We start from the raw sequence: 25463 nt of genomic DNA on the forward strand, positions 1-25463 counted from the left end.
CCCGGCGACCTTGCCAAGCCAAGGGCCGGAATTCGCACATTTTCGCGGCGTCACGCTGCCCTTGCGAAAAAAAGTGAACCGAACTATTCAGTTTAGTGTAGAAAACGCGCGTGCCTGCCCCCACTTTTAAACATGCACGCCGAAGGACAATCGGCAAAGAATTTTTAGAGAGGCCCCGTATGCGATTGATTTCATTCGTGAATGCGATTCTGGTGATTGCCGCGTTATTCCTTTTGGTCTTTGAACGCGACGCATTGTTTGCATTTGCCGGTCGCGGCGACTCTGAAACAGATACGTCATCCGAAGTAGAATCTGTATCCGATCCCCAGACGGCGCAGAATGCAATCGGTGTGGTCGTCTTGCGCTCTTCCGCACGGGAAATTGACAGCGCCGTGTTGTTGCGCGGCCAGACCAGAGCCAATCGCCAGGTCGAAGTTCTGGCCGAAACAACGTCGACCGTGATTTCGGAACCCAAGCGCAAGGGTGCGTTCGTCGAAGCGGGCGACCTGCTGTGCGAGCTTGACCCAGGCACCCGCCCCGCCAGCCTGGCCGAGGCTATGGCCGCCAAACTTGAAGCCGAAAGCCGCATCCCCGAGGCCGAAGCTCGCCTGGAAGAGGCGCATGCCCTGGTTGCTGAGGCGCAAATCAACCTGACGGCCGCACAGAAACTGTCGGAAACCGGGTTCGGGTCGGAAACGCGACGGATTTCCAGCGAAGCCGCGATGCGCTCTGCCGAAGCGGGCGTCAAAACCGCCGAGGCCGGATTGGAGGCCACTCGCGCCGGGATCGAAGCCGCCACTGCCGAGGTTAAAGCCGCCCAGCGCGAGATTGACCGTCAGACCATCGAAGCCCCATTCAAGGGCCTGCTGGAAAGCGATACCGCCGAACTGGGCAGCCTGATGCAGCCCGGATCGCTGTGTGCGACCGTGATTCAATTGGACCCGATCAAGCTGGTGGGGTTCGTGCCCGAAACGGATGTAAACAAGATCATCGTCGGTTCGGAAGCATCGGCTCGCCTGATCACGGGTCTTGAGGTCAAAGGCCGCGTGACTTTTCTGAGCAGGTCGGCGGATGAAACGACCCGCACCTTCGAAGTTGAAATCACCGTTCCAAACCCGGAACTGGCCATTCGCGATGGTCAGACGGCCAATATCCGTATTGCCGCCGACGGGGCAAAGGCCCATCTGCTGCCGCAATCCGCCCTGACCTTGAACAACGAAGGGCAGATCGGTGTGCGCACGGTCGGCGCTGACCAGATCGTGGAATTCATGCCGATTCTGCTATTGCGCGACACCGCAAAAGGCGTCTGGGTTGATGGGCTACCGGAAACCTCTGATGTCATTGTGATCGGCCAGGAATTCGTGACGCAAGGCGTTAAGGTCGAACCAACCTACCAGGAAGCTGCACAATGACAGGATTGGTTGCTTGGGCCGCCCACAGGGCCCGTATGGTGTTGGCCTTCATCGCGATCTCGCTGATTGTCGGCGGGTTTGCATATGTCAGCCTGCCCAAAGAGGGTGAACCGGATATCGAAATCCCGGCGCTTTTCGTCTCGGTCCAATTTCCCGGCATTTCCGCCGAGGATTCTGAGAACCTTCTGATCAAGCCGATGGAGACTGAACTGGCGGATCTGGACGGTCTCAAGGAAATGACCGCCACTGCTGCCGAAGGCTATGCCGGTATCGCGCTGGAGTTCGAATTCGGCTGGGATAAGACCGCGATCATGGCGGATGTGCGCGACGCGATGAACAGCGCTCAGGCCGATTTCCCTGAAGGGGCTGAGCAGTATTCGCTTTTCGAGATTAACTTTTCGGAATTCCCTATCGTCATCGTCAACCTAACTGGCGCAGTCCCCGAGCGAACAATGGCGCGTATTGCCAAAGACTTGCAGGACGATCTTGAATCGCTGGATTCCGTTCTGGAAGCCGGGATTGCGGGCAACCGAGACGAATTGCTCGAGGTGATTATCGATCCGCTCCGGCTAGAGGCTTACAACGTCTCGGCCGACGAATTGATCACAGTTGTCCAAAACAACAACCAGCTGATCGCTGCTGGTGAGGTGGATTCAGCACAAGGCACTTTCTCGGTCAAAATCCCGTCTTCATTCAAAACCGCAGAAGATGTCTACAGCCTGCCCGTCAAGGTCAATGGCGACCGCGTCGTGACGATGGGTGAGCTGGCGCAGATCAACTATACTTTCGAAGACCGCGAAGGCACCGCGCGGTTTGACAACCAGTCCACGGTGGCCCTGCAGGTTGTCAAACGCAAAGGCTACAACCTGATCGACACTGTGGACGACGTCAAAGCGACTCTTGCAGCAGCACAAGAGAAATGGCCCGCCGAATTGCAGGCCGCCGTAGATGTTGGCACCTCGAACGACCAAAGCCGCATTGTCGATTCGATGGTGCGTCAGCTTGAAGGTTCGGTCCTAACCGCGATCGCGCTGGTGATGATCGTCGTTCTGGCCTCGCTGGGTACGCGCGCTGCGCTGTTGGTCGGGTTTGCAATCCCAACCTCGTTTCTGCTGAGCTTTGCTTTTCTTGCGGTCATGGGCGTCACCATCTCGAACATGGTGATGTTCGGGCTGATCCTTGCGGTGGGGATGCTGGTCGACGGTGCCATTGTTGTGGTTGAATACGCCGATAAGCGCATCAAAGAAGGCATCGGCCCGATGCACGCCTATGTCGAGGCGGCGCAGCGGATGTTCTGGCCCATTGTGTCCTCGACCGCGACGACACTGTGTGCCTTCCTGCCGATGCTGTTCTGGCCCGGCGTGCCCGGCGAATTCATGAAGATGCTGCCGATCACGTTGATCTTCGTTCTGTCCTCTTCGCTGATCGTGGCGCTGATCTACCTGCCGGTCGTCGGCGGCGTATCCGGACGAATGAGCCGCACGTTCGATCGAACTTCGAATTGGCTGCGCAGTGTGGCCCCGTGGTGGGTTCGCGCAATTATGGTCCCCCCATCGCTGTACATGATCTTCTTGGGCGCGATGCAGATGCTGAACCCTGACTATCTGCTGCCCGGGGGCGTGCTGTCGGGTGCCTTGCTGTTCGTCTTCGGTGGCTTTGCAGGGTCGGTGACCCTGAGCGCCGCCAAAATCGAGCGGCAAAAGGAAGAACGCGTCCACACAGCGCGTGAACACTCTGTGTTCGGTTATCTGATAAAGTTCCTGGTCGGCAACCCGGTCATGCCGCTCGTATCAATCATGGCAGTCGGTTTTTGCGTCTGGCAGGTGATGTCGTACTACGGAGAAAACAACCGCGGCGTTGAGTTCTTTGTCGAAACCGAACCGGAACAGGCCACGGCCTATGTCCGCGCACGGGGCAACCTGTCATTGCAGGAAAAAGACGCGATGGTGTTGGCCGCCGAAGAGGTAATAGGCGCACACCCAGCCGTAACCAACGTGTTCGCTTTTGCCGGTGAAGGCGGCCTGAACCAGAACAACGGCGGTGCCGAAGCTCCGGCGGATACCGTCGGTCGTGTGCAGTTCGAAATCACTCCGTGGGAGGACCGCCCAACGCTGACAGAACCCGCGTTTTTCGGTCTGTTCGATCGCGAAATCATCGCCCCGGAGTACGACGGTGATTTCGTTCTAGACGAGTTGAATGCAGAACTTGCCAAACTGCCTGGTTTCATCGTGGAAATCCTGCCGCTGGAACAGGGTCCGGCCTCAGCTAAACCTGTGCATCTGCGTATCAAAGGCGACGGTTGGGAGGAATTGACCACAGCGACCGAAGCCGCGCGGGCTGTGTTTGACGAAACGCCCGGTCTGATCAAGATCGAAGACACCATGCCCCTGCCCGGCATCGACTGGCAGATCGACGTGGACGTCGCCAAGGCCGGACGTTTCGGGGCTGATGTCGCCACGGTTGGCGCAATGGTACAGTTGGTCACCCGTGGCATTCTTCTCGGCGAGATGCGTCCGGACAACACCGATGAAGAAGTCGAGATTCGCGTGCGCCTGCCTGAACAGGACCGAGTTTTGTCCACATTGGATTCGCTCAAGGTCCGCACCCCTGACGGGCTAGTGCCGCTGTCCAACTTTGTCACCCGCCAACCGGTGGCCAAGCTGGCCGAGATCAACCGGATCGACCAGCAGCGTTACTATGACGTCAAAGCAGATGTCGAGCCGGGCCTGTCCAAGGTGGTAGTTGACGGCCCTGACGGAACCGAACAGAGACTGGCCGTTGTGCGTGCGGTCGAAGAAGGCGCGGACGCCAACGGGACAACCATCACCAGCTCCGATGGCACGGTATTTGAGCTGTTCCAACTAACCGGTGCCGAAACCGTCGAGGACCTGCGCACAGCTATTGCGGAAGAAGGGGCGCGGTTCGCGCTGGTCAACCCGAATGAACGGATCGCAGTGCTGACGGAATGGCTGAACACCAGCCCCTTCTCGAACGCGATTGCCTGGGAGTGGACCGGCGATCAGGAGGATCAAGAGGAATCCGGGGCCTTCCTGCAAAGCGCTTTCCTAGGTGCTTTGGGCCTGATGTTCGTGATCCTGCTGGCGCAGTTCAACTCGTTCTACAACTCGGTACTGGTGCTGCTGGCGGTTGTTCTGTCGACCACCGGGGTTCTGATCGGAATGATCGTTATGGGGCAACCGTTCTCGATCATCATGACCGGCACGGGCATCGTGGCGCTGGCAGGGATCGTGGTGAACAACAACATCGTTCTGATCGACACCTATCAGGAATATAGCCGCTACATGCCCCGGATCGAAGCCATCATCCGCACGGCTGAGGCGCGTATCCGTCCGGTTCTGCTGACCACATTGACCACGATGGCTGGTCTGACACCCATGATGTTCGGCCTGTCGCTGGACTTCATCAATGGTGGTTATTCGATCAACAGCCCCACCGCGTTGTGGTGGAAGCAGCTGGCAACGGCGGTGGTCTTCGGATTGGGCATTGCGACGGTTCTGACGCTGATCGTGACGCCTTCACTGTTGGCGTTGCGCGTTTGGGTTTCGACCTACACGATATGGCTGGGCCGGGCACTGGCGCGCGCGACATCCGGTCGATCCAGCCAATTGGCGCAGGATATGGCGATTGGCAAAGCCGTCCGTCAGGCACAAGCGACCGAGGTGGTCTGGGGCGACGAAACGCCCCCTGCGTCCAAAGATGCCCAGGCGCCCGAACTTCCGCCGGGATCACCCCTAAAAGCGGCAGAATAAAAGAATGGCGAGCCCAACGGTTCGCCATTTTTCGTTTCAGACAGGCTTAGTCAGTAAAGACGTATTCACCCAGATCGCACAGGTCTACGCCGTAATCTTCGGCGCTAGAACCATCGGAAAACGCGCCGCGAATATCATAGACGCAGGTGGTCAGACCGTCAGCAATCAACACGTCTGCTTCGTATCCCGGCGCGATGTAATCGCCTTGCAGCAAGTTTGCTTCCCATTCATTGGACGCACTTGCCGAGACATTGAATTCGACCAGATCGACGCTGCTTTCATTACCCAGCAAAAATACCAGATCCTCGGCGAAGGCGGTCGACGCGAAAAGCGACGCCAGAACGATCGGCGCAGCAAAGAACTTCTTCATTAGTGTTTCCCTGATTTATTGCCCAACACCACTCGGTTGGTACTGCCCGTCATAACGGAGCAATATCATCGGTCAATCGGCAATCACCCACAGTCAGAGCGCTGGTCGTAGCGCAAGACTTAGTTGCAAAAAAATCTTGTCAGAAGGAGCGGGTCACTTGGACAGACGTGTCCATTTCTGGTGCCCGCACACAACATGCTCGCATCCGCGCACGGTCAGAGTGTCTCCGCTCAGCGTCATTTGCGGCACCACATCCACATTGACCATGGGAATCCAGAAATCACCGCCGCCATATTTGCCGCCCCCTTCGCTGGCCACATCCCAGAATAGTTTTTTGCCGATATTGGGGGTCTGCACCTCTTTCCCAGATTTGTCATAGGCCGATTGAATCTGACCACAGAACTTGTCTCCGCAGGCAGATATCTGGATATGCGAAATCAGGTTCTTGCGATCCGGTTCGGTTTTCCAGACACCGACAATGGGATCAGCCGCCGCCATCACTGGCATCAGCACGGCAATAAAGACCGGAACAACAGAGGTTCTTTTCAATCTGCGCATCAAACCAACTCCTCCAAAAACCCATTCAGTATATCACATAGTCCAGTCGGAGGCCGGTTTCGGTTCAGGCAGCCTGCGCATCCGATTGCTGACGGCTCCACAGTTGCGCATAACGACCTTCGCGTTGCAGAAGCTCATCATGGGTGCCCTGCTCCAATATCTCGCCTTGCTCCAAAACAACGATACGGTCGGCCTCGGCGATGGTGCTAAGACGATGCGCGATGGTCAGAACCGTACGCCCCTCTCCGGCCCGCGCCAATGCATCCTTGATGTCCTGCTCGGTGTCTGTATCCAGTGCCGAGGTCGCCTCGTCCAGCAACAGGATCGGGGGATTCTTCAACAGCGTGCGCGCAATGCCGACACGCTGTTTTTCACCGCCGGACAGTTTCAGCCCACGCTCACCAACCTTGGTGTCATACCCTTCGGGCAGCGTTACAATGAATTCGTGAATCTGGGCTGCCTTGGCTGCGGCTTCGACCTCTTCCTGAGTGGCGCCATCGCGGCCATAGGCGATGTTGTAGCGGATCGTGTCGTTGAACAGCACCGTATCCTGTGGCACCACACCGATGGCGGCATGCAGACTGTTCAGGGTCACGTCGCGCACATCCTGCCCGTCGATCCTCAGCGCTCCGCCAGTCACATCATAGAACCGGAACAGCAGCCGCCCGATGGTGGATTTACCCGAACCGGTAGCCCCGACAATAGCCACGGTCTGCCCCGCCGGAACGGTCAGTGAGATGCCTTTGAGGATTTCACGATCCGCATCATAACCAAACCGTACGTTGTCCAGCGTCACCTCACCGCCCTTGATCGCAAGGTTCGGCGCGCAGGGCTTGTCTGTTACCTCGGTAGGTTGTTCCAGCAGATCAAACATCTGCCCCATATCGACCAGCGATTGACGGATTTCACGATACACCGTGCCCAAAAAGTTCAACGGCACGGTGATCTGGATCATGTAGGCGTTGACCATGACAAAATCACCCACGGTCAGCGTACCATTCTGCACACCGATGGCGGCCAGAACCATCACACCGATCAGTCCGCAGGTGATCAAAAAAGACTGCCCGAAATTCAGGAAGGCCAGCGAATAAGCCGTTTTCAGCGCCGCGCCAGCATAGGCTTTCATCGAGACATCATAGCGTTCAGCTTCGCGCTGTTCAGCGTTGAAATATTTGACGGTTTCAAAGTTCAGTAGACTATCTATGGCGCGCTGGTTGGCCTCGGTATCCTGATCGTTCATCTCGCGCCGCAACTTCACGCGCCACTCGGTGACTGCGAAGGTGAACCAGATATAAAGCGCAATGGTCACCGCCACGACGACCAGATACCACACATCGAACAGCCACATCAGAATGATCGCGACCAGCAGCAATTCCAGGATCAGCGGTCCGATGGAAAACAACAGGAACCGCAACAGGAATTCCACGCCCTTCACGCCGCGCTCGATAATCCGGCTGAGACCGCCGGTTCGGCGCGTCACGTGATAGCGCATCGACAATTGGTGAATGTGCCGGAAGGTTTCCAGCGCCAGCGCCCGCAAGGCCCGCTGCCCGACCGGGGCAAAAGCCGCATCGCGCAACTGCTGAAATCCCACGGTCATCATCCGTGCAACACCGTAGGCTACGGTTAATCCTACCGCACCCAGTGCCAGGGGCGGCACGCCCTCACCGGCTAGACCGTCGACCGCGCCCTTGTACAAAATTGGCGTGTACACCGCGATTAGCTTGGCCAGAACCAACATTCCCATTGCCAACACAACACGGCGTTTGACCCAAGGTTCGTCCTCGGGCCAGAGGTATGGTGATACCTTGCGGATCGTGCGCCAACCTGAGCGGCGCTCGTTCGTTTCTGGCGTATCGTCTGAATGCATCGGGGCTGATCGTCTCATCACGTTCCTGGTCTGCGGTCAGAGATAGCCCCCCGCCCCCGCAGGGGCCAGAGGCTAAAGCTTATTCGGGGATCGTGAAGATCTGCCCGGGATAGATCAGGTCCGGGTCACGAATAGCAGCCCGGTTGGCCTCGAACAGCTTCACAAAAAGAACACCGTCGCCAAACCGTTCGCGGGAAATGGCCCAGAGCGTGTCACCCTTCTGCACAGTGACCGACCGGATCGGCGGGGCATCCTCTGCTGTCTCGGGGCTATCCGTCGCCTCGGCGGCGCGCAGCACTTCGGTGGCCTCACGTTTGAATGGCGTTTCAATACGGCTAACGACGGTACCATCCGGTGCAATCTCGTCAGCGCGCAGGGTGTAGACGCCGGGTTCGACCCCGTTCAGCTCGCTGCGCCATTTGCCGTCATTGGCCGGGGACAGATCATCGACCAGCCGGTTGTCCAAATAAAGGCGCACAGCCGATCCATCCGGTACCCGGCCTGTCAGTTCAACCTCGCCAGCATCGGAATACCCAATGGTGTCGAGTGCGATCTGTTCCGGTTCCTGCGGTTGGCTTGTTGGACCTTGCACCAGTTCAACCCCGTCCTCCCCAGACCGCAGGATAGCGACCTGTTGGTCCGGCGTGTCCTCAGCCGGAGCCTCGGCAACCTGTTCCGTTTGATCTTCGGTCGACGGCGCGCCAGTTTCAGCCGTGTCGGAAGAGGGCGTGTCAGTGACAACCGTGTCGGTCGACGCCGCCTGATCCGTTTCCGTTGCCTGCGCCACTTCGGGTTCTTGCGTTGCATCCTCAGCCGTATCCGCGACAGAAACAGCGTCATCCGCAGCTTCAGGTTTGGGCAGTGCAGCAATCACGTAGTCGTCCGAGCGCACCGGTTGATCGCCCTGCGTCTCCAACGTCAAACCGCGCGCTGTATCGGCGAATGGAATCGAAACGAATTCGGCAAACTGACCGCTAGGATCGACCGTGAAACTATGCACCGCTTCTCCGTCCAGCAGCACGTTGACCTCGGAACCCGGTTCGGCAGAACCTGACAGAACCGTATTGCCGTCCGATTCAACAAAAATTTGATCCAACAGCGGTTTCACAGGCGGCTCAGCTTGGGCTGTCTCTTCCTCAGCCGATGTTTCAGGCACCGCCTCTTCGGCAGCAGGTGGGGTCGCAGCCTCGACGCTTTGCTCATCTTCTGCGGCAGGTGGTGTGGAACTTTCGGCAGGTTGCTCAGCGGGCTCAGCGCTGTCCTCCTGGGTTTGAACTGCGACTTCGACCTCTGGTGCCGGTTCTTCCGAGTCCCCCCCGACCATACCGGACCAGTACAATCCACCCGCTCCGATTAAAACTGCGATACCGGCGATCACCCCCCAGGTGAAGGTGCCAGAGCTTCCGCTTCCCGACTCGGCGTTCATTCTTTTCCTTTCACTCCGCAGCGCAAGTGCCGTGCCTTCAACACATTCTGCGCGGCGGTTGAGCCAATCTATCAATCCCGCTATCAGGGGTCAAAAGCCCAGGCACAACCCCGGAGAGCGTTCACGATGTCTCAGAAATCTGTTTGTGTGTATTGCGGGTCACGCATTGGCGCAAATTCCGCCTATTCCGAAGCCGCAAGGGCCTTCGGAACGATGCTGGCACAAGAAGGCTGGCGTTTGGTCTATGGCGCCGGGGATGTCGGCCTGATGGGCGAAGTTGCCCGTGCTGCGCAATCCGCTGGCGGCGACACATTCGGAGTGATCCCCGTTCACCTGCTGAAACGCGAGGTCGGCAAAACCGACCTGACCCGCTTTGTGGTCACCGAAACGATGCACGAGCGCAAAAAGGTCATGATCATGAATGCAGATGCTGTGGTCGTGCTTCCGGGCGGCCCGGGGTCGCTGGATGAGCTGTTCGAGGCGCTGACATGGCGGCAGCTGGGCCTGCATGACAAACCCATTCTGGTCATGAACGTGGATGGTTACTGGGACGCGCTGCACGAGCTGGTGCAGCGCGTCATCGGTCAGGGGTTCGCGGATGAGTCGTTGGCGGATTACATCACTTGGGTTGATGATCCGGCCTCGGCGATGTCGACACTGCGCGGGTTCCTGACCTGACCGGTAGACGGACGGCTGAGACCACCCACCGGGGAATAAATCGGCTAAACTGCCGGGTTCAGGCGGCTGGTCAGAAGCTTTTCGACCTTGTGCATTGGGTGGTTGGTCAGGGTCTTGTCCACCTCGGCCACGACCTTGGCAAGTACCTCGCTGTGCAGGCGACGGCGCAACAGGCCCAGCACATGCGGGCTGGCAACCAGAACCAACCGATTGAAGGCCCCTTTCAATCCCTTACGGTTTAGAAGATTGGCAACATCCTGCACGAAAAGGGATTTGGCGTGGGTCTTCCAGTTTGGCTCTTCAACCGACGATTTCTGGTTCGGCCCGGTATCAAAGCGCCGCCCGGCTCGGTCGGTGGGTCGGCTAACCCCATCCTGTTCTTCCACCGAAACAACCACCAGATTGGGGTCTTCGGCATCGGTGATGTTCTCGACGAACAACGCCTTTTCCCCATCGGCAATAACAACCCAGGTTCCCTGTTCAAGTGCGACCATCGTGATCTCCTGTCATGTTTCTACGGCCATCCCTCAATTAACAGGCATAGGTTTACCCCGACGCAACCATAGGTTTCCGGCGCGTTGCCTGTACATTTTCATATGGTTAGCGGTTCTCTCCCTCCGCCACACCCAAGGTAGGCACTGCGAGGTTGCGTGCAAACCCGTCTCAGTATGAAACTTTGTTCATAGGCGGGTTTTCTCCTGTCAGGCTGACAGTTCGATCACCGTGATTTCGGGCGTTACACCAAAACGAACGGGCAGGATCGAACACCCGATCCCACCAGACACGACCAAATCGCGTCCGTCTTCGTGTACATGCCCATAGGCATAACGATTTCCGTACTTGGACGGCACCACCGGCGACCAACCAAACAGCCGCACCTGCCCACCATGCGTGTGGCCGGACAAAGTCAGCGCTACATTTTCCGGGATGTCGGGAAAGATATCAGGCTCATGCGCCATCATTACCACGGGCGCGTCGTCGGTCACTTGCGCCATGGTTCCCGGCAGATCATCCAGACCCACAAGCTTGCCATTGCGTCTGAAGGCAAGCTGATCCTCAAGCCCAGCCAGCCAGATGCCCAAATCGTCCAGGCGCATTGCCTCGTTGGACAGCACTTTGATGCCCTGCCCCTGAAACGCGGTGGCGAATTTGTTCGGCCCACCGCCACGCCGTTGGGCATCCTCATCATCCCACCAGTCGTGGTTTCCGAGAACAGCATAAACTCCGCTGCGCGCCTCAAGCTGTCCAAGAACCGGAGCCAGATCTTCAGCTTCGACTTTAGCGGTGATGCCGTCGTAGTGGCCCGCATAATCCCCCAACAGCAAGATCAGATCGGGGGCCAGTGCATTGGTACGCCGCACTACCTGCCGGACACGATCAAGGCCGACATAAGGCTCACCAACGTGCAGATCGGACAAAACCGCGATCCGTAGCGGCTGCGCTGTCCAATCCTTGCGCCGCACGCGCCACTTGCGCACGCGCAATCGCAGCGAGGGCTCGATAAAAAACCCATAGGCTGCAACAAACAGGCCTGCCAGCGTGGTCGCCAGCAGGCCCTTTATGAACCTTCTGCGGTTCAAGGATTACATCCGCGATGCAACGTTTTCCCAGTTCACCAGATTGTCGAGGAAGTTCGACAGGTAAGCCGGGCGTTTGTTGCGGAAATCGATGTAATACGAGTGCTCCCAGACGTCACAACCCAGCAGCGCTGTCTGACCAAAGCACAGCGGGTTCACGCCGTTTTCGGTCTTGGTTACAGCCAGCGAACCGTCCGAGTTCTTGACCAGCCACGCCCAGCCCGAACCGAACTGACCAGCACCAGCAGCGCTGAACTGCGACTTGAATTCGTCAACCGAGCCAAAGCTCTCGGTCAGGGCTTTTTCCAACTCACCCGGCATGGCGTTGCCTCCGGGGCCCATCATTTCCCAGAACTGGTTGTGGTTCCACAGTTGGCTGATGTTGTTGAAGATGCCGTTCTGCGCGACTGTGTTTGCGTCGTAGGTGCCAACGATGATCTCTTCCAGCGATTTGCCGTCCCACTCGGTTCCGGCGATCAGCTTGTTGCCGTTGTCGACATATGCCTTGTGGTGCAGATCGTGGTGATATTCCAGCGTTTCTGCGGACATTCCCTTGGCTGCCAGCGCGTCATGTGCATAAGGAAGATCAGGAAGTTCAAAAGCCATGTCGGCCCCCTGTTATAAATGTAAGTTGCGGTTCCCAAGGTTAAATGCTTTGACAGTCGCCATAGGTCAAGGCCCGTGACAATAAAACCCGGAGGTCCGCGATGCTGACACAGGCGCGCAAGATGTTTTACCGCGCCCGCGGGTACTATGCAGGCAGCCTGAATGGCGAGCCGTTTCATCTGGACCCCTATCATTCGAAATTCTGGCGCAAAGCCTCAGCCGGTGCGTGGGAGCCCGAAACTTTCGCCATTCTCGACGAATATCTCTCGTCCGACAGCGACTATCTGGATATCGGCGCCTGGATCGGCCCCACCGTGCTTTACGGTGCCCGCCGCGCCCGGCACGTGTGGTGTTTTGAGCCCGATCCGACTGCATTTAGGTATCTGGCGTGGAATCTGGACCTGAACGACATCCACAACGTGTCGGCCTTTGGGGTGGCGCTGTCCAACCAGTTCGGCGTGGCCCGCATGGCCTCGGTACGCGGCGAGCCGGGCGATTCTACCAGTTCCTTATTGCATGACGGCAAGCATGGCAGCGACGCCCTGACAATTGCATGGGATCAGTTTGAGGCCGCAAATGACCTGTCCGGCGTATCTCTGGTCAAAATGGATATCGAAGGGGCCGAATATTTCGTACTGCCCACTCTGATTGCCTGGTTGAAGAAACAGCGCCCCGCCCTGCTGCTATCACTGCACGCCCCGCTGTTGGCAACGGATAATCGATTGGAGAAGACGAAAAACCTGTTGGATCTTTTGGGTTTCTATTCCGCGGTCGCTGACGAAAACTCCCAACCAATTACAGCGGAACAACTATTGAATCCGAACGCTCTTGCGCAATACAAAACACTGTTGTTGCGCAATTGACAGTATCCCAAAAACGTTCTGAATAACTGCCTGGAACTTCTTGTTCTTTCTGCCCGTTTTTGAAATTTCCTGTACCCGGATACAAGGAAATCGGGAAAATATGAAATATCTCAGCATTGTTGCTTTGGCCGCATTTTTTGCACACGGCGCCATGGCGGAAACAGTTACCTACAATTGCAAAATGACCAAACAGGACAGCCACGGCTGGATCGCGCGGAGCTATGCCTTTCAAGTGGACGCCGAAGACGGCTGGGCAAAGGTAGCGAGCAGACCTGAATGGATCGACACTAAATACAAAAGCCGTGGCAACAAGGGTGTTCGGATGGTCTGGACCGAAACACGACGCGCTTCTGCCGGTGGTAATTTGCGTGTCAAGTATCAGGCAAACCTAAATCCCGCTGATAACAGCCTCAAAGTTCGTATGTCTTTCGTCAGTACAAACGCCTCTAACAAGCCTTACGGTCTTGGCACTTGCAGCGTTGAAAGTTAAAAAAAAATCCCCGGAATTCCCGGGGATTTTCTTTTTTCGAGTATACAAAACCAGCGAGCTTGCAGAACTCAGGAAGCGTAAAGCGACTCGATCGTGTTTATTGAACACTCTCCGAAACCCGATGGCCGGTTAAGCACATTGGCTTGAGGAAATCTTGCGATCATGTCCAGACGCTGTTTTTCCGGGTTCAGTGTGGCTGTATAACTTACATACACAAGCCCGCTATTTCTGGCGGGGATCTTCATTTTCCACATGAGCCTGAATTCGCCCGTGCGGGTTGTTTTGAATTTCACATCTTTGGGCTGCTTGTCATCATAGTGATGAATGTAGGCGTCATAAGCCCGCGCACGCTTGTTTTCCGCATCAACACTCAGGATCACACGCTCGGCGATCCATCCTTCTTCCATCCGGTGCAAGTTGCAGTCATAGGTGACGACTTCAGCTTTCGCTGTGGTTGCAGCCAAGGTCAAAGCCAAGGCGGCTATCGCTTTCTTCATCTTCTTACGCTTTCAAGTTTTACCAATAACACTATAGCTTGCAGCCTTATCCCACTTAAAACTCAATACAATCTTAAGGGGAGACTGCCTTTGCACCTCTCTCATAAAAGGGCATCGAATTGTTGCGCAAGATGAAAAAGAAAACAGCCGCCTTTTTGGGGAAAGGCGGCTGTTATTTGTAACTTTTCTGCGGGGTTTATGAGGTCAATAAAATCCAACCTCACTGCCTGGCTGCGCCGCAACCTTGAGCAGTTTGAACACGTAATCCGCGGCCGACCGGAAACAGACAACACGGAAGGTCTCGGCGTCGTCCATCCAGAACGCCCCTGCCACTTGCGCCAAGCGCGAGCGGCGGATTTGGCCAGGTTGGAACGCCTCGACCGACAGATCGACCGGGGCCAATTTGCCAACCACCTCGCGCGCGCTGGCGCCCGAGATGCGGAATACGGCCCGCGCGTCCGAGACATTGACCGCCAACGCGTGTGTGCCGCTGAGCGCGTTTGCCATTGCGGCCAACTTGGCCTCCACTTCGGCATACGGCACTAGCACCAGCAATTCGTCCGTGGACATCCAGCAAACGCCGGTGTCACCATTGACCAGAGATTCACGCTGGCCGGGTACTTTCTGGCCTGTGGCATCCTTGACCGCTTTGACCAGCAACTTATCGGACAGGTCGCCCCGCAGGGTGATCATACCCTGCAGGCCACATTCCTCGACTTTGACAATACCGTCATAGCCGGCGTGATTCAGTGCGCTGATGGGTTCAGACATTCTGCTTCTCCCCGTCTTTGTCATAGAAGATCGGGTCCACGATCTTGGCTTTATAGGTTTTGCCGTCGGTACCCGGGAACTCGACGATCTCACCCATCCGGTCGGGTCCGTGCTTGATCAGGCCCATGGCGATGCCTTTGCCCAGATTGGCCGAGTAATAGGTCGAGGTAACGCGACCGATCATATTACGCTGGCCGTTGGCGTTGACGCCGTCGCCTACTGCGTAAGCACCGTCAGGAATAACGGAACCATCCACAGTCTCAAGCCCCACCAGTTTCCAGCGGTCCGGATCGGCCATATGGGTGCGCGAATGGGCGCGTTTGCCGAGGTAGTCCTCTTTCTTCTTGGACAGGGCCCAATGCAGCCCCAGATCCTGCGGGATCACGGTGCCGTCGGTCTCATCCCCGATCATGATAAAGCCCTTCTCGGCCCGCAGGATGTGCAGACATTCGGTGCCATAAGGCATCACTCCGAACTCCTGTCCTGCCACGACCAGAGCATCCCAGAACGCCTGCCCCTGAGACGCAGGAACGGCGATCTCATAGGACAGCTCGCCCGAGAACGAGATGCGATAGGCACGGCAGTCGAAGTCGCCGATCTTGCCATCGCGCCACTCCATGAACGGCAGCGCCTCTTTGGACACATCCATGCCGCCCAGCTTCTCCAATACCTTGCGGGCGTTGGGGCCGACAACGGCCACCTGAGCGTATTGCTCCGTCACGTTGGCGACATAAACTTTCCAGTCCCACCATTCGGTCTGCAGCCATTCTTCCATATGGCCGTGGATACGTTCCGCTCCGCCGGTGGTTGTGTGGCACAGCCATGTGTCCTCATCGATGCGGGCAACAACGCCGTCGTCGATCAGAAAGCCGTTTTCCGAGCACATCAGGCCATAGCGGCATTTGCCGACCTTCAGCGTGGACATCATGTTAGTGTACATCATGTCCAGGAACTTGCCTGCGTCCGGGCCTTTGACGATCAGCTTGCCCAGCGTCGATGCGTCCAGCAGGCCGAGGTTTTCGCGCGTGTTCTTGACCTCGCGATTCACCGCGTCATGTACGGATTCACCGGGGCGGACATAAGCATAGGTCCGGCGCCAGTGGCCGACCGGCTCCCAATCGGCACCGTTTTTGTCGTGCCAGTCGTGCATCGGGGTTTGACGGATCGGTTGGAACACGTCGCCCCGCGCTTCGCCGCCAATCGACCCCATCGAAATCGGAGTATACGGTGGACGGAATGTGGTGGTACCGACTTTCGGAATCTCGGAGTCCAACGCATCAGCTAGGATCGCCAGACCGTTGATATTGCTCAACTTACCCTGATCCGTCGCCATACCCAGCGTCGTGTAGCGCTTGGTGTGTTCAACGCTTTCATAGCCTTCACGCGCCGCCAGTTGGACGTCGGACACTTTGACGTCGTTCTGGAAATCCAGCCAGGACTTCATGCGCAGTTGAACCTCGGCATTGGCGGGCATCAGCCAGACCGGCTCCATCGCGGCCTCGGCCGTGGTTTCACCCTTCGGCGCGTCGGATGTCTTGGGTTTGAAACCCGCGCCATTGGCTGCGGCCTCACCTGCGGTTTGTGCGTCACCCAGAACATCGCCCAGCGCCAGCGGGCCGTTGGCGGAACCGGCAGCTACGACAAAGCCCTCGCCGTTCGCGCCCAGCGGTGGACGTTCGGGGTCAGGACGGAAATGGGCGTTCGCGTCGTCCCAGATCAGTTTGCCACCGCAATGCGACCACAAATGAACGACCGGAGACCAGCCACCCGACATGGCAACGGCATCGCACTCAACTTCTTCGCGAGCGCCACCGATACCTTCCTGATTGCAGATCGCGACCTTTTTGACGCGCTTGCCACCTTTGACTTTGGCGACGGCTTTTCCGGGGTCAACCCGGATACCGAGCTGACGCGCCTCTTCGGCCATCGGGCCCGCAGCGGCGCGTGCATCTATCACGCGCAGGACGTCCACTCCGGCCTGTTTCAGGATGATCGCGGTGCGATACCCATCGTCATTGTTGGTGGCAACGATCACGCGCTCGCCCGGGGTGACACCCCAGTTCACCACATAGTCGCGCATGGCCGAAGCGAGCATCACACCCGGGACATCGTTGCCCGCGAAAGACAGCGGACGTTCAATTGCACCGGTTGCGGTCACAACCTGCTTGGCACGGATGCGCCACAGGCGGTGGCGTGGGCCCTGAATGCCCGGAGTATGGTCAGTCAGACGCTCATATCCCAGCACATATCCGTGGTCATAGACACCCGCGCCCATGCAGCGCAATCGCATGGTAACGTTGTCCATTGTTTCCAGTTCGGAAACCAATTGATCCACGAACTTATCCACAGGTGCGCCATCAACGGTGCCACCATCGACCGGAGCGCGCCCTCCCCAATGGGCTGTCTGTTCGATCAGCATCACCTTGGCGCCGGACGCAGCTGCCGCCTTTGCGGCCTGCAGACCGGCCACACCGCCGCCGATTACCAGAACATCGGTGAAGGCATAAAAATGCTCATAGGTGTCCGCGTCACGGTTGTCTTTGTCGGGCGCTTTGCCCAAACCGGCCGACTGGCGGATGAACGGCTCATAAACGTGTTTCCAGAACGGCTTGGGGTGGATGAACATCTTGTAGTAGAAGCCAGCCGGCAGAAAGCGAGACAGATGCGTGTTCACCGCCCCGATGTCGAATTCAAGGTTCGGCCAGTGGTTCTGTGAAATCGCGGTCAGACCGTTGAACAACTCGGTCGTGGTGGCGCGCTGGTTCGGCTCGAACCGGTTGCCCTGCCCCAGACCGACCAGTGCGTTCGGCTCTTCCGCGCCGCTGGCGACAACGCCGCGCGGGCGGTGATACTTGAACGACCGGCCCATCATCATCTGATCATTGGCCAGCAGGGCCGAGGCGAGCGTATCGCCCTCGTAACCCTGCATCGAGGTGCCGTTGAAGGTAAAGGTGACCTGTTTCGACCGGTCAATCAGCCGGCCTTGTTTTGCGAGACGGGTGCTCATGTTGCGGACCTTTCGCAGGCGGAATTACGGGTGGTGACGCGGGTCATTCGAACTCTCTCCAAGTCCAGCCGGGGCGCTTGGCCGAGATGGCATCCTTAATCTCTTTCGGAGGTTCGGTGACCTGTGCGGAATACGTGCCAAACACCTCAAGCGTCTGGGTACAGCGCGCGGCGTGGAACCACTTGCCACAGCCATTTGCGTGGCGCCAGCGTTCCAAATGGACGCCTTTGGGGTTTTCGCGCATGAACAGGTAGTCGTGGAACTCGTCATCCGACGAGCCCGGACCGAAACGCTTCAGATGCGCCTCGCCACCAGCGGCCAGTTCGGTTTCTTCGGCGTCGATGCCGCAATACGGGCAATTCAGGATCAGCATGTGTTCATCCTTTTGGCGGTCGGTCGGCACAATGGCCGACCTGAATTCTGTTTGTGGGCAACCTCGAGCCGCGCCCTTAGTGCGCCACTCCGGCGGCAACGCTTTCGTCGATGAAGCGGCCCTCTTTGAAACGATCCAACGAGAACGCTTCGGTCAGCGGCGAATGGCCGGTGGCCATCAACTGCGCCATCCCCCAGCCGGATCCCGGGATTGCCTTGAAGCCACCTGTGCCCCAACCACCGTTGATGAAGCAGCCTTGTAGCGGCGTCTTCGACAGGATGGGCGAGCGGTCACCGGTCATGTCCACGATACCACCCCACTGGCGTAGCATCTTCAGACGCGAAATCATCGGGAAGGTCTCGACCAACGCGCGGACGGTTTCCTCGATATGGTGGAAGGACCCGCGCTGAGTGAAGTTGTTATAGGCATCAGTACCGCCACCAATCACCATCTCACCCTTGTCGGACTGAGACATGTAACCGTGCACGGTGTTGGCCATCACGACCACGTCCATGCAAGGCTTGATCGGTTCAGATACCAGCGCTTGCAGGGCGATCGCCTCAAGCGGAAGACGGAAGCCTGCCATCTCGGCCAGCTGACCTGAATGGCCTGCGACCACGATGCCCAGCTTTTCGCAGTCAATCGCGCCTTTGGTGGTATCTACGCCAACGACACGGCCGTCCTGAGAACGCACACCTGTGACTTCGCATTGCTGGATGATGTCCATGCCCATGGCCGAACACGCGCGGGCATAGCCCCACGCCACAGCATCGTGCCGCGCTGTGCCGCCGCGTTCCTGCCACAGAGCCCCCAGAACCGGATAGCGCGGACCGTCGATATTGATGATCGGAACCAGCTGTTTGACACGTTCGGGCTCAATCCACTCCGTCTGAACGCCCTGCAGCGCATTGGCATGGGCGGTGCGCTGATAACCGCGGATTTCGTGCTGTGTCTGCGCCAGCATCATCACACCGCGGGGGCTGAACATGATGTTATAGTTCAGGTCCTGGCTCAGGTCCTCGTACAGACCACGCGCCTTTTCATAGATCGCCGCCGACGGATCCTGCAGGTAATTCGACCGGATGATGGTCGTGTTGCGCCCGGTGTTGCCACCGCCCAGCCAGCCTTTTTCGATCACGGCGACGTTCTGGATGCCGTAATTCTTGCCAAGATAATAGGCGGTCGCCAGACCATGCCCCCCTGCGCCGACGATTATCACGTCGTACCGCTTTTTCGGTTCGGGCGAGCGCCACGCGCGCTCCCATCCGGTGTGATAGCGCAGGGCCTCCCGCGCCACAGCAAAGGCTGAGTAGTGTTTCATGAGCGAATCCATCCGGTTCGGTGATTGGCGCAGATATGCCGTGCGCGAACACTTTACCCCTGCCGCACAGCGCCACAATATCGAACTATTGCGACATCCGCCCTTTTATTGCGACATGACGTCCTCTCGCGGCCATTTGTCCCTTTTGTCGCCCCGCCGAGAGGTCTAAGTCAGGGCAGCCATATCGGAGAAACCATGTCGTTCCTGGTCGTCACCATTCTAACCGCACTGCTGATTGCCCTGTTCCTGGGCTTTTCCCTGCTCCGCAGCCGCAAAACACGTGAGCCTGCGGCGGCATATGATCTGCGTGTCTATCGCGAGCAGCTGGCGGGCGTGGACAAGGATCTGGCCCGTGGCGTTATCGGCGAGGCCGACGCAGACCGGGTCCGCACGGAAATCTCACGCCGCATTCTGGCCGCCGACGCGCAGATGCAGGCTGGGGTTGATCGCGCCGGACCTCCTCGCTGGGCAAGCGTTACCGCCTTTGCTGTCATCGCGCTTGTCGTCGTGGGCGGTGCGATCTGGATGTATCGCCAGATGGGTGCCGCAGGGCTGCCGGATCAACCCTTGTCGCTGCGGCTGGAGCAAGCCGAAACTCTGCGTGCCGAACGCCCCAGCCAGGCCGAAGCCGAAGCAGCCGCCCCGCCCGCACAATTGCCGCAGCTGGATGAGAGTTATGCCGATCTTCTGAATCAGTTGCGCGAGACTGTTGCAGCACGCCCCGATGATCTGCAGGGCCATATCCTGCTGGCTCAACACGAGGCGAATGCAGGCAATTTTCCCGCCGCTTACGCAGCCCAGCAACGTGTGATCGAGCTGTCTGGCGACGATATCCCCGCCGATGCCTTTTCACATCTGGCCGAGATGATGATCCTGTCCGTGGGCGGCTATGTCTCGCCCGAGGCCGAAGAGGCATTGAGGCAGGCGCTGAAACGCGACCCGCGCCATGGGCCGGCGCAATACTATCTAGGGCAGATGATGGTGCAGATCGGACGCCCCGACGTTGGATACCGGGTCTGGGTCGATGCCCTCCGCGATGCCCCTGCCGGCGCGCCATGGGCCGATGCCATTCGGGCCCAATTGGACGAGCTGGCTTTCCGCGCCGGAGTATTCAACGCGCCTGAAATACCTGCTGCCCCCGGCCCCAGTCAGGGTGACGTCGACGCCGCAGCCGAACTGACACCGGAAGAACGGCAAGAAATGATCAAGGGCATGGTCAACCAACTGTCTGAACGTCTGGCCTCTGAGGGCGGTTCACCCGAGGAATGGGCGCGTCTGATTGCAGCCCTTGGCGTGTTGGGCGAAGGTCAGCGGGCCATCGACATCAAAAACGAGGCTATGGAAGTCTTTGCCGGAAATGCCGATGCCATCGAACTGATCGACGCCGCCGCTTTGCAGGCCGGAATTGCACAATGATTCACGATGCATTCGAAGAATTTGCTGCCGCCCTGCCGCCGATGACTGCGCTGATGGGTCTGGATCTGGGCGAAAAAACCATCGGGGTCGCCGTCTCGGACCGGATGCGCGGTGTGGCCAGCCCGTTGGAGACCGTGCGGCGCAAAAAATTCACCCTGGATTCTGCGCGATTGCTTGAACTGATCGCTGACCGCGAGATTGGCGGTGTCATTCTGGGTCTGCCGAAAAACATGGACGGAACCGAAGGCCCCCGCTGCCAATCCACCCGCGCCTTTGCCCGAAACCTGTCGCGGCTGACCGAAGTTTCCATCGGGTTCTGGGACGAACGGCTCAGCACGGTTGCGGCCGAAAAGGCACTGCTTGAGGCGGATACGACACGAAAACGTCGCGGACAGGTTATCGATCACGTCGCCGCTGGCTATATTCTGCAAGGGGCGCTGGACAGGCTGCGCTTTCTTTAGTTGCAACGGGATACGGCAATGACGAACATGGTTTGGAAAAGGAACGAGGTCGAAAGCCCCTGTATCCAGATCTGCGTCGTTCACCCGACCGAACGTATCTGTACCGGTTGCTACCGCACGATCGACGAAATCTCGCGCTGGTCTAAAATGGACAGCAACGAGCGTGCTGAGATCATGGAAAACCTGCCCTCACGCAAACCCCAGCTGACCAAACGCCGGGGTGGTCGTGCCGCACGCCTGAAAAAGTCTTAAATTCTATCCAGATCGAGGACATGGACTGAATCTGCGCCGCTGCAGGTTGGTCTGAACTTCGAGGGGGATCAAGTTCGAACACTTGTGGTGAGTGAGTGGCAACCCACAGCGACGCGCTTCAGTTTTCAGGTTCCTCCGAAGTGGTTACGCGGAAGAACAAGACATTGCTAATCGTTTTTTGACCATTCAATCAAGAAAAACAAAGCCTGACCTAGCATGACCTGACGTAAGCGTCAGGTTTAGTCTTGGCCTACCCGGCAGCCAGCCAGGATTTGGCATTTTCGATATCCTCAGATGCAAAGAACTGAGTTCTCGTGCCCAGAACATGACTGGCCGCCCGTTGCGCCATATGTTGCCACGTTTTGTCCCCAACGATGGCCGCGCGATCCAGCATCCCGGCATGATTCCGAACCAGTTTGAAATGCGATGCCAGCGCTGACAGACCCTGCCAGCCGTCAAATTCCCGCAAGTCGATCAACAACCGGAACCCCTCCTTGGCTTGCAACAGGTTATCGAGGTCCCGTTCCGCCCGGCTGAATTCGTCGGGGTCCAGCTTTCCCAAGAGGCTGATCTGAATGCACGGCCCACCCAGATCAACCACGTGAATCGACCCCAAAGATTCGCGCATCCAGCGTCTGGCGGCTTCTAGATCGGAAAGGGCAAAGACTTGCACCGGGCATGGCATGATCGGGGCAGCCAGGCGGATACTGGTCTTTACCCAACCCTGATCCGCCGCCACGCCAATGCGATCAAATCCGCGCCAGTGGCTCAGCCCCAGCTTTGTATCGGCCCAAGCGGCATTCAGATCGTAACCCTTGAATTCCGGCTGAACGACGGCCAGCAGACGCACGTTGTCATGTTCGGTCAATGCGGCCTCGATAGCGGGCACCAGAACCTCGCTGTAATCAGTACTGGTCACCTCGCCGGACAGTTCGACTTCCAGCAATGCTCCGTCCGAATTCCTGTGGACCGTAATCATCAAAAAACCTCCAAATCCGAATAATGGCAGGAGGTTAGGCGGATTCGATCCATTCGGCTACTCCCCCGGCGCACTCGGGGCGGAAATAGGCGATCATGCGTCCATCCGCCCCGGCCGAGGCATTGGCGCCCCATGGGGCCACCCCATGCAGGCAATGACGGTGCAACAGGTAGGCCTCACCGGGTTTGGCGGGCAATTCGATGCGTGGACAAGTGTCGAAAACTTCGCGGCGCGCAGCCTGATATGCCTCGGTTATATCCACCTGATGCAGACTATTGCGTGGGTGCCCGTCCAGCGCGTGTTTGAACGCGGCGCGCAGGATTTTATGACTGCCTTCCCACAGCACCATGGGGGCGGCATCAATACTGGCATCGTTCAGAGGAATGCCCAATATCCACGCATGCGGCTCATCCACGCGCCGCCGCCGATCCGGTCCCGCGGGCCGCAACCCGTCCACATGTGCCGCGTCCCGCTTCAACCGATACTGCCCGGCGCTGGCGCTTTCGCCCTGTCGCGGGCGTGGATAGCCGGGGTAGATGACCGAGACCTGCCCCTTGTGTAGCGGCAGTTCTCCGTACTGATCGGTGATGAAATCCATGGCCTGGCCGGACAACACCCCCGATTGCCCAACCCTGCCCCGCGGGTCATTGTCCAACGCGTCGACGCCAATAAACCATGTCCCCTCACAATCCAGCCATTGGGCATGGGCTGGGTCAGTGACAGATGCACGGGCAGCGGGCAGCGCGTGCCCTACCCACTCGGCCAGCACCGGATCGAAGGGGAACCTGATCCAGCCATTTTCGTGAAAATCGCTCATAACCCCAGTGCCTTACGCAGCATGTTCAGGGCGACCAGCGTCAGGAACACCGCAAACACGCGTCTGAGGGGTTTGGGGTTCATCGCATGAGCCAGCTTTACCCCCAACGGTGCGGTGATTGTCGTCATGGCGACAACGATACCAAATGCGACCAGATTGACCGCCCCGATGGTCAGAGGCGGGCGGTGTTCCGGCGGAACGTCCAGAAACAGAAAGCCCAGAACCGAAGGCACCGCGATGATCACGCCAAAACCGGCAGCAGTTGCCACGGCGCGGTGAATGGGCGTGTTGTAAAGGCTCATCAGTGGCACGCCGAAACTGCCGCCTCCGATCCCCATCAACACCGAAAGAAAGCCCACGGGGGGCGACAGTACGGCACGTTTGATCCCTTTGGGCATGGCGTCACCCAACCGCCATTCAGATTTGCCTAGCCCAAGATAGGCCCCGATGACCATCCCCAGCACGCCAAACAAAATCTGCAGAACCTCGGTCCGCAGCGCCGAGGCCACCAGAACGCCGATGATCGCCCCGACCGCAATCCCAGGCCCCCAGCCGCGCAGGATATCCCAGTCCACTGCGCCTTTCTTGTTGTGCGACAGCACCGATCGTACAGAGGTCACGATGATCGTCGCCAGAGAGGTCGCCAGACACAGCTGCATCAACTGCGGGCCGCCATAGCCAAGCGTCTGAAACGCATAGAAAAAGGCCGGAACCAGCACGATGCCCCCGCCAACGCCCAGCAATCCGGCCAGCACACCGGCCAGCGCCCCGATTACAAGCAAAAGGCCCAGCATCTGGGCCAGCAACATCGTCTCGGGCATCTTCCCCCCATAACGGCCTATGGCCGTATCTTGATCCGCTCAAACCTCGACCAGAGGCGCCACGTGCTCCAGTGCCTGCAACATTACCTCGGGGCCCGCGCCCTCATGCACCGCGCCTTCGGACAAGGCCCGCCGCCAGGCCCGCGCACCGGGGCGACCGGCAAACAAGCCCAGCATATGACGAGTGATCTGGTGCAACCGGCCCCCTTCGACAAGGTGAGCCTCAACATAGGAAACCATTTCCTGCACAACTTCGACAGGATCAGCGGCCTGCCCGGTGCCGTAGATCAGCGGGTCGGCTTCCGCCAAAATGTCGGTCGGCTGATGATAGGCCGCGCGCCCGATCATGACGCCGTCCAGCCCTGCCTCAAGATGCGTTCGCGCTTGATCCAGAGAGGTAATACCCCCATTGATCGAGATATGCAGATCGGGAAATGCCGCCTTCATCCGGTGAACCAGATCATAATCCAAAGGCGGAATATCGCGGTTTTCCTTGGGGCTGAGACCCTGCAACCAAGCCTTACGCGCGTGGATTGTCACCCGTTCGCAACCGGCCGCGCGGATTTGGTCCAGAAATGTTGGCAGAACCTCTTCGGGGTTTTGTTCATCCACGCCGATCCGGCATTTGACCGTCACGTCAACATCCACAACCTCACGCATAGCAGATACGCATTCGGCAACCCGGCCCGGGTCCTTCATCAAAACCGCCCCAAACGTGCCGGACTGCACCCGATCCGAAGGGCAGCCGCAGTTCAGGTTGACCTCATCATAACCCGCCTCGGTCCCAAGCCGCGCTGCCTGCGCCAATTCCTTTGGGTCGGACCCGCCCAGTTGCAGCGCTACGGGGTGTTCCTGAGGGCTGTATCTCAGCAAATGCATCGCCCCACCGCGCACCAGCGCTGGGGCCGTCACCATTTCCGTGTAAAGCAACGCCTGCCCACTGAGCAGCCGGTGCAGATAGCGACAGTGCCGATCCGTCCAGTCCATCATGGGGGCAACGGACAGACGGGCCGCGCGCCTAAGTCCACCCCCTTTCAGGGCTGTGTTTTCTGCTAAATTCGACATACTTTCCGCGCCCGTCTTGGCCTTGTTCCTCAGGGGATCATTTCAGAACAGCCCTGTAGCACT

25 protein-coding genes are annotated in these 25463 nt (G+C 58.3%); 9 read left to right on the forward strand and 16 right to left on the reverse strand.

Translation table 11 applies throughout. The features are described 5' to 3' along the window. Positions 1 to 179 precede the first annotated feature (179 nt). Together ACR3EP_RS07370 and ACR3EP_RS07375 are read left to right on the forward strand one after the other, a co-directional pair. Positions 180 to 1412, forward strand: a complete 1233-nt coding sequence (locus ACR3EP_RS07370) for an efflux RND transporter periplasmic adaptor subunit (protein ID WP_480637064.1) — start codon at positions 180 to 182, stop codon at positions 1410 to 1412. Next, complete coding sequence (locus ACR3EP_RS07375; RefSeq protein WP_480637066.1) at positions 1409 to 5182, forward strand: efflux RND transporter permease subunit; 3774 nt, start codon at positions 1409 to 1411, stop codon at positions 5180 to 5182. The genes ACR3EP_RS07370 and ACR3EP_RS07375 overlap by 4 nt, the downstream gene beginning before the upstream one ends. A 46-nt stretch (positions 5183 to 5228) precedes the next feature. On the opposite strand, the gene ACR3EP_RS07380 is transcribed toward ACR3EP_RS07375, so the two are convergent. The 4 genes from ACR3EP_RS07380 to ACR3EP_RS07395 all read right to left on the reverse strand — a co-directional run bounded on the left by ACR3EP_RS07380 (position 5229) and on the right by ACR3EP_RS07395 (position 9406). Further along, positions 5229 to 5552 carry a hypothetical protein gene (locus tag ACR3EP_RS07380; RefSeq protein WP_170505489.1) on the reverse strand — a complete coding sequence of 108 codons (324 nt, stop codon included), beginning with the start codon at positions 5550 to 5552 and terminating at the stop codon, positions 5229 to 5231. A 153-nt stretch (positions 5553 to 5705) separates the two neighbouring features. Continuing rightward, the gene (locus tag ACR3EP_RS07385) at positions 5706 to 6110 is read right to left on the reverse strand and encodes a DUF2147 domain-containing protein (protein ID WP_480637068.1); all 405 of its coding nucleotides are present in this window, start codon (positions 6108 to 6110) and stop codon (positions 5706 to 5708) included. A 64-nt stretch (positions 6111 to 6174) separates the two neighbouring features. Next, complete coding sequence (locus ACR3EP_RS07390) at positions 6175 to 7980, reverse strand: ABCB family ABC transporter ATP-binding protein/permease (RefSeq protein ID WP_480639000.1); 1806 nt, start codon at positions 7978 to 7980, stop codon at positions 6175 to 6177. A gap of 79 nt (positions 7981 to 8059) precedes the next feature. After that, entirely contained in the window at positions 8060 to 9406 is a 1347-nt protein-coding gene (locus ACR3EP_RS07395; RefSeq protein ID WP_480637070.1) for a LysM peptidoglycan-binding domain-containing protein, read from the reverse strand. Positions 9407 to 9532: 126 nt separating this feature from the next. On the opposite strand from ACR3EP_RS07395, the gene ACR3EP_RS07400 reads away from it, so the two are divergent. Further along, on the forward strand, positions 9533 to 10084 hold the full coding sequence (locus tag ACR3EP_RS07400; protein ID WP_480637071.1) for an LOG family protein: 552 nt from the start codon (positions 9533 to 9535) through the stop codon (positions 10082 to 10084). Between the two features lie 44 nt (positions 10085 to 10128). Here ACR3EP_RS07400 and ACR3EP_RS07405 read toward each other — a convergent pair whose 3' ends face one another. The 3 genes from ACR3EP_RS07405 to ACR3EP_RS07415 all read right to left on the reverse strand — a co-directional run bounded on the left by ACR3EP_RS07405 (position 10129) and on the right by ACR3EP_RS07415 (position 12267). Beyond that, positions 10129 to 10578 carry a host attachment family protein gene (locus tag ACR3EP_RS07405; RefSeq protein ID WP_170349125.1) on the reverse strand — a complete coding sequence of 150 codons (450 nt, stop codon included), beginning with the start codon at positions 10576 to 10578 and terminating at the stop codon, positions 10129 to 10131. A gap of 207 nt (positions 10579 to 10785) precedes the next feature. Beyond that, the gene (locus ACR3EP_RS07410; protein ID WP_170359101.1) at positions 10786 to 11664 is read right to left on the reverse strand and encodes a metallophosphoesterase; all 879 of its coding nucleotides are present in this window, start codon (positions 11662 to 11664) and stop codon (positions 10786 to 10788) included. A 3-nt stretch (positions 11665 to 11667) separates the two neighbouring features. Then, the gene (locus ACR3EP_RS07415; RefSeq protein ID WP_480637073.1) at positions 11668 to 12267 is read right to left on the reverse strand and encodes a superoxide dismutase; all 600 of its coding nucleotides are present in this window, start codon (positions 12265 to 12267) and stop codon (positions 11668 to 11670) included. Positions 12268 to 12368: 101 nt separating this feature from the next. On the opposite strand from ACR3EP_RS07415, the gene ACR3EP_RS07420 reads away from it, so the two are divergent. After that, the gene (locus tag ACR3EP_RS07420; protein ID WP_170349127.1) at positions 12369 to 13130 is read left to right on the forward strand and encodes an FkbM family methyltransferase; all 762 of its coding nucleotides are present in this window, start codon (positions 12369 to 12371) and stop codon (positions 13128 to 13130) included. 100 nt (positions 13131 to 13230) lie between these two features. Further along, a complete protein-coding gene (locus ACR3EP_RS07425; RefSeq protein ID WP_170375886.1) occupies positions 13231 to 13620 on the forward strand; it encodes a hypothetical protein in 390 nt (129 codons plus the stop codon). A 68-nt stretch (positions 13621 to 13688) separates the two neighbouring features. Here ACR3EP_RS07425 and ACR3EP_RS07430 read toward each other — a convergent pair whose 3' ends face one another. From ACR3EP_RS07430 to ACR3EP_RS07450, 5 genes are all read right to left on the reverse strand, one after another. After that, positions 13689 to 14096 carry a hypothetical protein gene (locus ACR3EP_RS07430; RefSeq protein WP_480637075.1) on the reverse strand — a complete coding sequence of 136 codons (408 nt, stop codon included), beginning with the start codon at positions 14094 to 14096 and terminating at the stop codon, positions 13689 to 13691. 225 nt (positions 14097 to 14321) lie between these two features. After that, positions 14322 to 14888, reverse strand: a complete 567-nt coding sequence (locus ACR3EP_RS07435) for a sarcosine oxidase subunit gamma (RefSeq protein WP_480637077.1) — start codon at positions 14886 to 14888, stop codon at positions 14322 to 14324. Next, complete coding sequence (locus ACR3EP_RS07440) at positions 14881 to 17895, reverse strand: sarcosine oxidase subunit alpha family protein (RefSeq protein ID WP_480637079.1); 3015 nt, start codon at positions 17893 to 17895, stop codon at positions 14881 to 14883. Before ACR3EP_RS07440 ends, ACR3EP_RS07435 begins: the two co-directional genes overlap by 8 nt. A 43-nt stretch (positions 17896 to 17938) precedes the next feature. Beyond that, the gene (locus ACR3EP_RS07445; RefSeq protein WP_480637081.1) at positions 17939 to 18268 is read right to left on the reverse strand and encodes a sarcosine oxidase subunit delta; all 330 of its coding nucleotides are present in this window, start codon (positions 18266 to 18268) and stop codon (positions 17939 to 17941) included. Between the two features lie 76 nt (positions 18269 to 18344). After that, positions 18345 to 19589, reverse strand: a complete 1245-nt coding sequence (locus ACR3EP_RS07450; protein WP_170375896.1) for a sarcosine oxidase subunit beta family protein — start codon at positions 19587 to 19589, stop codon at positions 18345 to 18347. On the opposite strand from ACR3EP_RS07450, the gene ACR3EP_RS07455 reads away from it, so the two are divergent. The 4 genes from ACR3EP_RS07455 to ACR3EP_RS07470 are packed head-to-tail and all read left to right on the forward strand — an operon-like array spanning position 19588 to position 21718. Further along, positions 19588 to 19758 (forward strand): hypothetical protein, encoded by a 171-nt coding sequence (locus ACR3EP_RS07455; protein WP_170349134.1) that lies wholly within the window; start codon positions 19588 to 19590, stop codon positions 19756 to 19758. The two genes, ACR3EP_RS07450 and ACR3EP_RS07455, sit on opposite strands and share 2 nt — an antisense overlap. A gap of 26 nt (positions 19759 to 19784) precedes the next feature. Continuing rightward, positions 19785 to 21005 carry a c-type cytochrome biogenesis protein CcmI gene (gene ccmI, locus ACR3EP_RS07460; RefSeq protein WP_480637083.1) on the forward strand — a complete coding sequence of 407 codons (1221 nt, stop codon included), beginning with the start codon at positions 19785 to 19787 and terminating at the stop codon, positions 21003 to 21005. Then, on the forward strand, positions 21002 to 21466 hold the full coding sequence (ruvX, locus tag ACR3EP_RS07465; protein WP_170349136.1) for a Holliday junction resolvase RuvX: 465 nt from the start codon (positions 21002 to 21004) through the stop codon (positions 21464 to 21466). Before ccmI ends, ruvX begins: the two co-directional genes overlap by 4 nt. Before the next feature lie 18 nt (positions 21467 to 21484). Continuing rightward, on the forward strand, positions 21485 to 21718 hold the full coding sequence (locus ACR3EP_RS07470; RefSeq protein WP_170359116.1) for a DUF1289 domain-containing protein: 234 nt from the start codon (positions 21485 to 21487) through the stop codon (positions 21716 to 21718). Positions 21719 to 21968: 250 nt separating this feature from the next. Here ACR3EP_RS07470 and ACR3EP_RS07475 read toward each other — a convergent pair whose 3' ends face one another. Genes ACR3EP_RS07475 through dusA form a run of 4 tightly spaced genes read right to left on the reverse strand, consistent with a single transcriptional unit; the run spans position 21969 to position 25400 of the window. Continuing rightward, on the reverse strand, positions 21969 to 22697 hold the full coding sequence (locus ACR3EP_RS07475; RefSeq protein WP_480637085.1) for a SpoIIAA family protein: 729 nt from the start codon (positions 22695 to 22697) through the stop codon (positions 21969 to 21971). 34 nt (positions 22698 to 22731) lie between these two features. Further along, positions 22732 to 23514, reverse strand: coding sequence for a hypothetical protein (locus ACR3EP_RS07480; RefSeq protein WP_170359120.1), 783 nt, complete (start codon positions 23512 to 23514; stop codon positions 22732 to 22734). Further along, entirely contained in the window at positions 23511 to 24335 is an 825-nt protein-coding gene (locus tag ACR3EP_RS07485) for a sulfite exporter TauE/SafE family protein (RefSeq protein WP_480637088.1), read from the reverse strand. Before ACR3EP_RS07485 ends, ACR3EP_RS07480 begins: the two co-directional genes overlap by 4 nt. 39 nt (positions 24336 to 24374) lie before the next feature. Further along, positions 24375 to 25400 carry a tRNA dihydrouridine(20/20a) synthase DusA gene (dusA, locus tag ACR3EP_RS07490; protein WP_480637090.1) on the reverse strand — a complete coding sequence of 342 codons (1026 nt, stop codon included), beginning with the start codon at positions 25398 to 25400 and terminating at the stop codon, positions 24375 to 24377. Between the last annotated feature and the right edge of the window lie 63 nt (positions 25401 to 25463).

The organism is Ruegeria sp. BB10 (genome assembly GCF_056535725.1).

Bases quoted from the DNA above. Each gene is read 5' to 3' on its own strand.
- ACR3EP_RS07470 (WP_170359116.1), top strand. From the start codon at position 21,485: ATGACGAACATGGTTTGGAAAAGGAACGAGGTCGAAAGCCCCTGTATC.
- ACR3EP_RS07440 (WP_480637079.1), bottom strand. From the start codon at position 17,895: ATGAGCACCCGTCTCGCAAAACAAGGCCGGCTGATTGACCGGTCGAAA.
- ACR3EP_RS07480 (WP_170359120.1), bottom strand. From the start codon at position 23,514: ATGAGCGATTTTCACGAAAATGGCTGGATCAGGTTCCCCTTCGATCCG.
- ACR3EP_RS07385 (WP_480637068.1), bottom strand. From the start codon at position 6,110: ATGCGCAGATTGAAAAGAACCTCTGTTGTTCCGGTCTTTATTGCCGTG.
- ACR3EP_RS07455 (WP_170349134.1), top strand. From the start codon at position 19,588: ATGAGCGAATCCATCCGGTTCGGTGATTGGCGCAGATATGCCGTGCGC.
- ACR3EP_RS07450 (WP_170375896.1), bottom strand. From the start codon at position 19,589: ATGAAACACTACTCAGCCTTTGCTGTGGCGCGGGAGGCCCTGCGCTAT.
- ACR3EP_RS07380 (WP_170505489.1), bottom strand. From the start codon at position 5,552: ATGAAGAAGTTCTTTGCTGCGCCGATCGTTCTGGCGTCGCTTTTCGCG.
- ccmI (WP_480637083.1), top strand. From the start codon at position 19,785: ATGTCGTTCCTGGTCGTCACCATTCTAACCGCACTGCTGATTGCCCTG.
- ACR3EP_RS07405 (WP_170349125.1), bottom strand. From the start codon at position 10,578: ATGGTCGCACTTGAACAGGGAACCTGGGTTGTTATTGCCGATGGGGAA.
- ACR3EP_RS07375 (WP_480637066.1), top strand. From the start codon at position 1,409: ATGACAGGATTGGTTGCTTGGGCCGCCCACAGGGCCCGTATGGTGTTG.
- ACR3EP_RS07370 (WP_480637064.1), top strand. From the start codon at position 180: ATGCGATTGATTTCATTCGTGAATGCGATTCTGGTGATTGCCGCGTTA.
- ACR3EP_RS07420 (WP_170349127.1), top strand. From the start codon at position 12,369: ATGCTGACACAGGCGCGCAAGATGTTTTACCGCGCCCGCGGGTACTAT.
- ACR3EP_RS07390 (WP_480639000.1), bottom strand. From the start codon at position 7,980: ATGCATTCAGACGATACGCCAGAAACGAACGAGCGCCGCTCAGGTTGG.
- ACR3EP_RS07415 (WP_480637073.1), bottom strand. From the start codon at position 12,267: ATGGCTTTTGAACTTCCTGATCTTCCTTATGCACATGACGCGCTGGCA.
- ACR3EP_RS07445 (WP_480637081.1), bottom strand. From the start codon at position 18,268: ATGCTGATCCTGAATTGCCCGTATTGCGGCATCGACGCCGAAGAAACC.
- ACR3EP_RS07400 (WP_480637071.1), top strand. From the start codon at position 9,533: ATGTCTCAGAAATCTGTTTGTGTGTATTGCGGGTCACGCATTGGCGCA.
- ACR3EP_RS07475 (WP_480637085.1), bottom strand. From the start codon at position 22,697: ATGATTACGGTCCACAGGAATTCGGACGGAGCATTGCTGGAAGTCGAA.
- ACR3EP_RS07435 (WP_480637077.1), bottom strand. From the start codon at position 14,888: ATGTCTGAACCCATCAGCGCACTGAATCACGCCGGCTATGACGGTATT.
- ACR3EP_RS07485 (WP_480637088.1), bottom strand. From the start codon at position 24,335: ATGCCCGAGACGATGTTGCTGGCCCAGATGCTGGGCCTTTTGCTTGTA.
- dusA (WP_480637090.1), bottom strand. From the start codon at position 25,400: ATGTCGAATTTAGCAGAAAACACAGCCCTGAAAGGGGGTGGACTTAGG.
- ACR3EP_RS07425 (WP_170375886.1), top strand. From the start codon at position 13,231: ATGAAATATCTCAGCATTGTTGCTTTGGCCGCATTTTTTGCACACGGC.
- ACR3EP_RS07395 (WP_480637070.1), bottom strand. From the start codon at position 9,406: ATGAACGCCGAGTCGGGAAGCGGAAGCTCTGGCACCTTCACCTGGGGG.
- ruvX (WP_170349136.1), top strand. From the start codon at position 21,002: ATGATTCACGATGCATTCGAAGAATTTGCTGCCGCCCTGCCGCCGATG.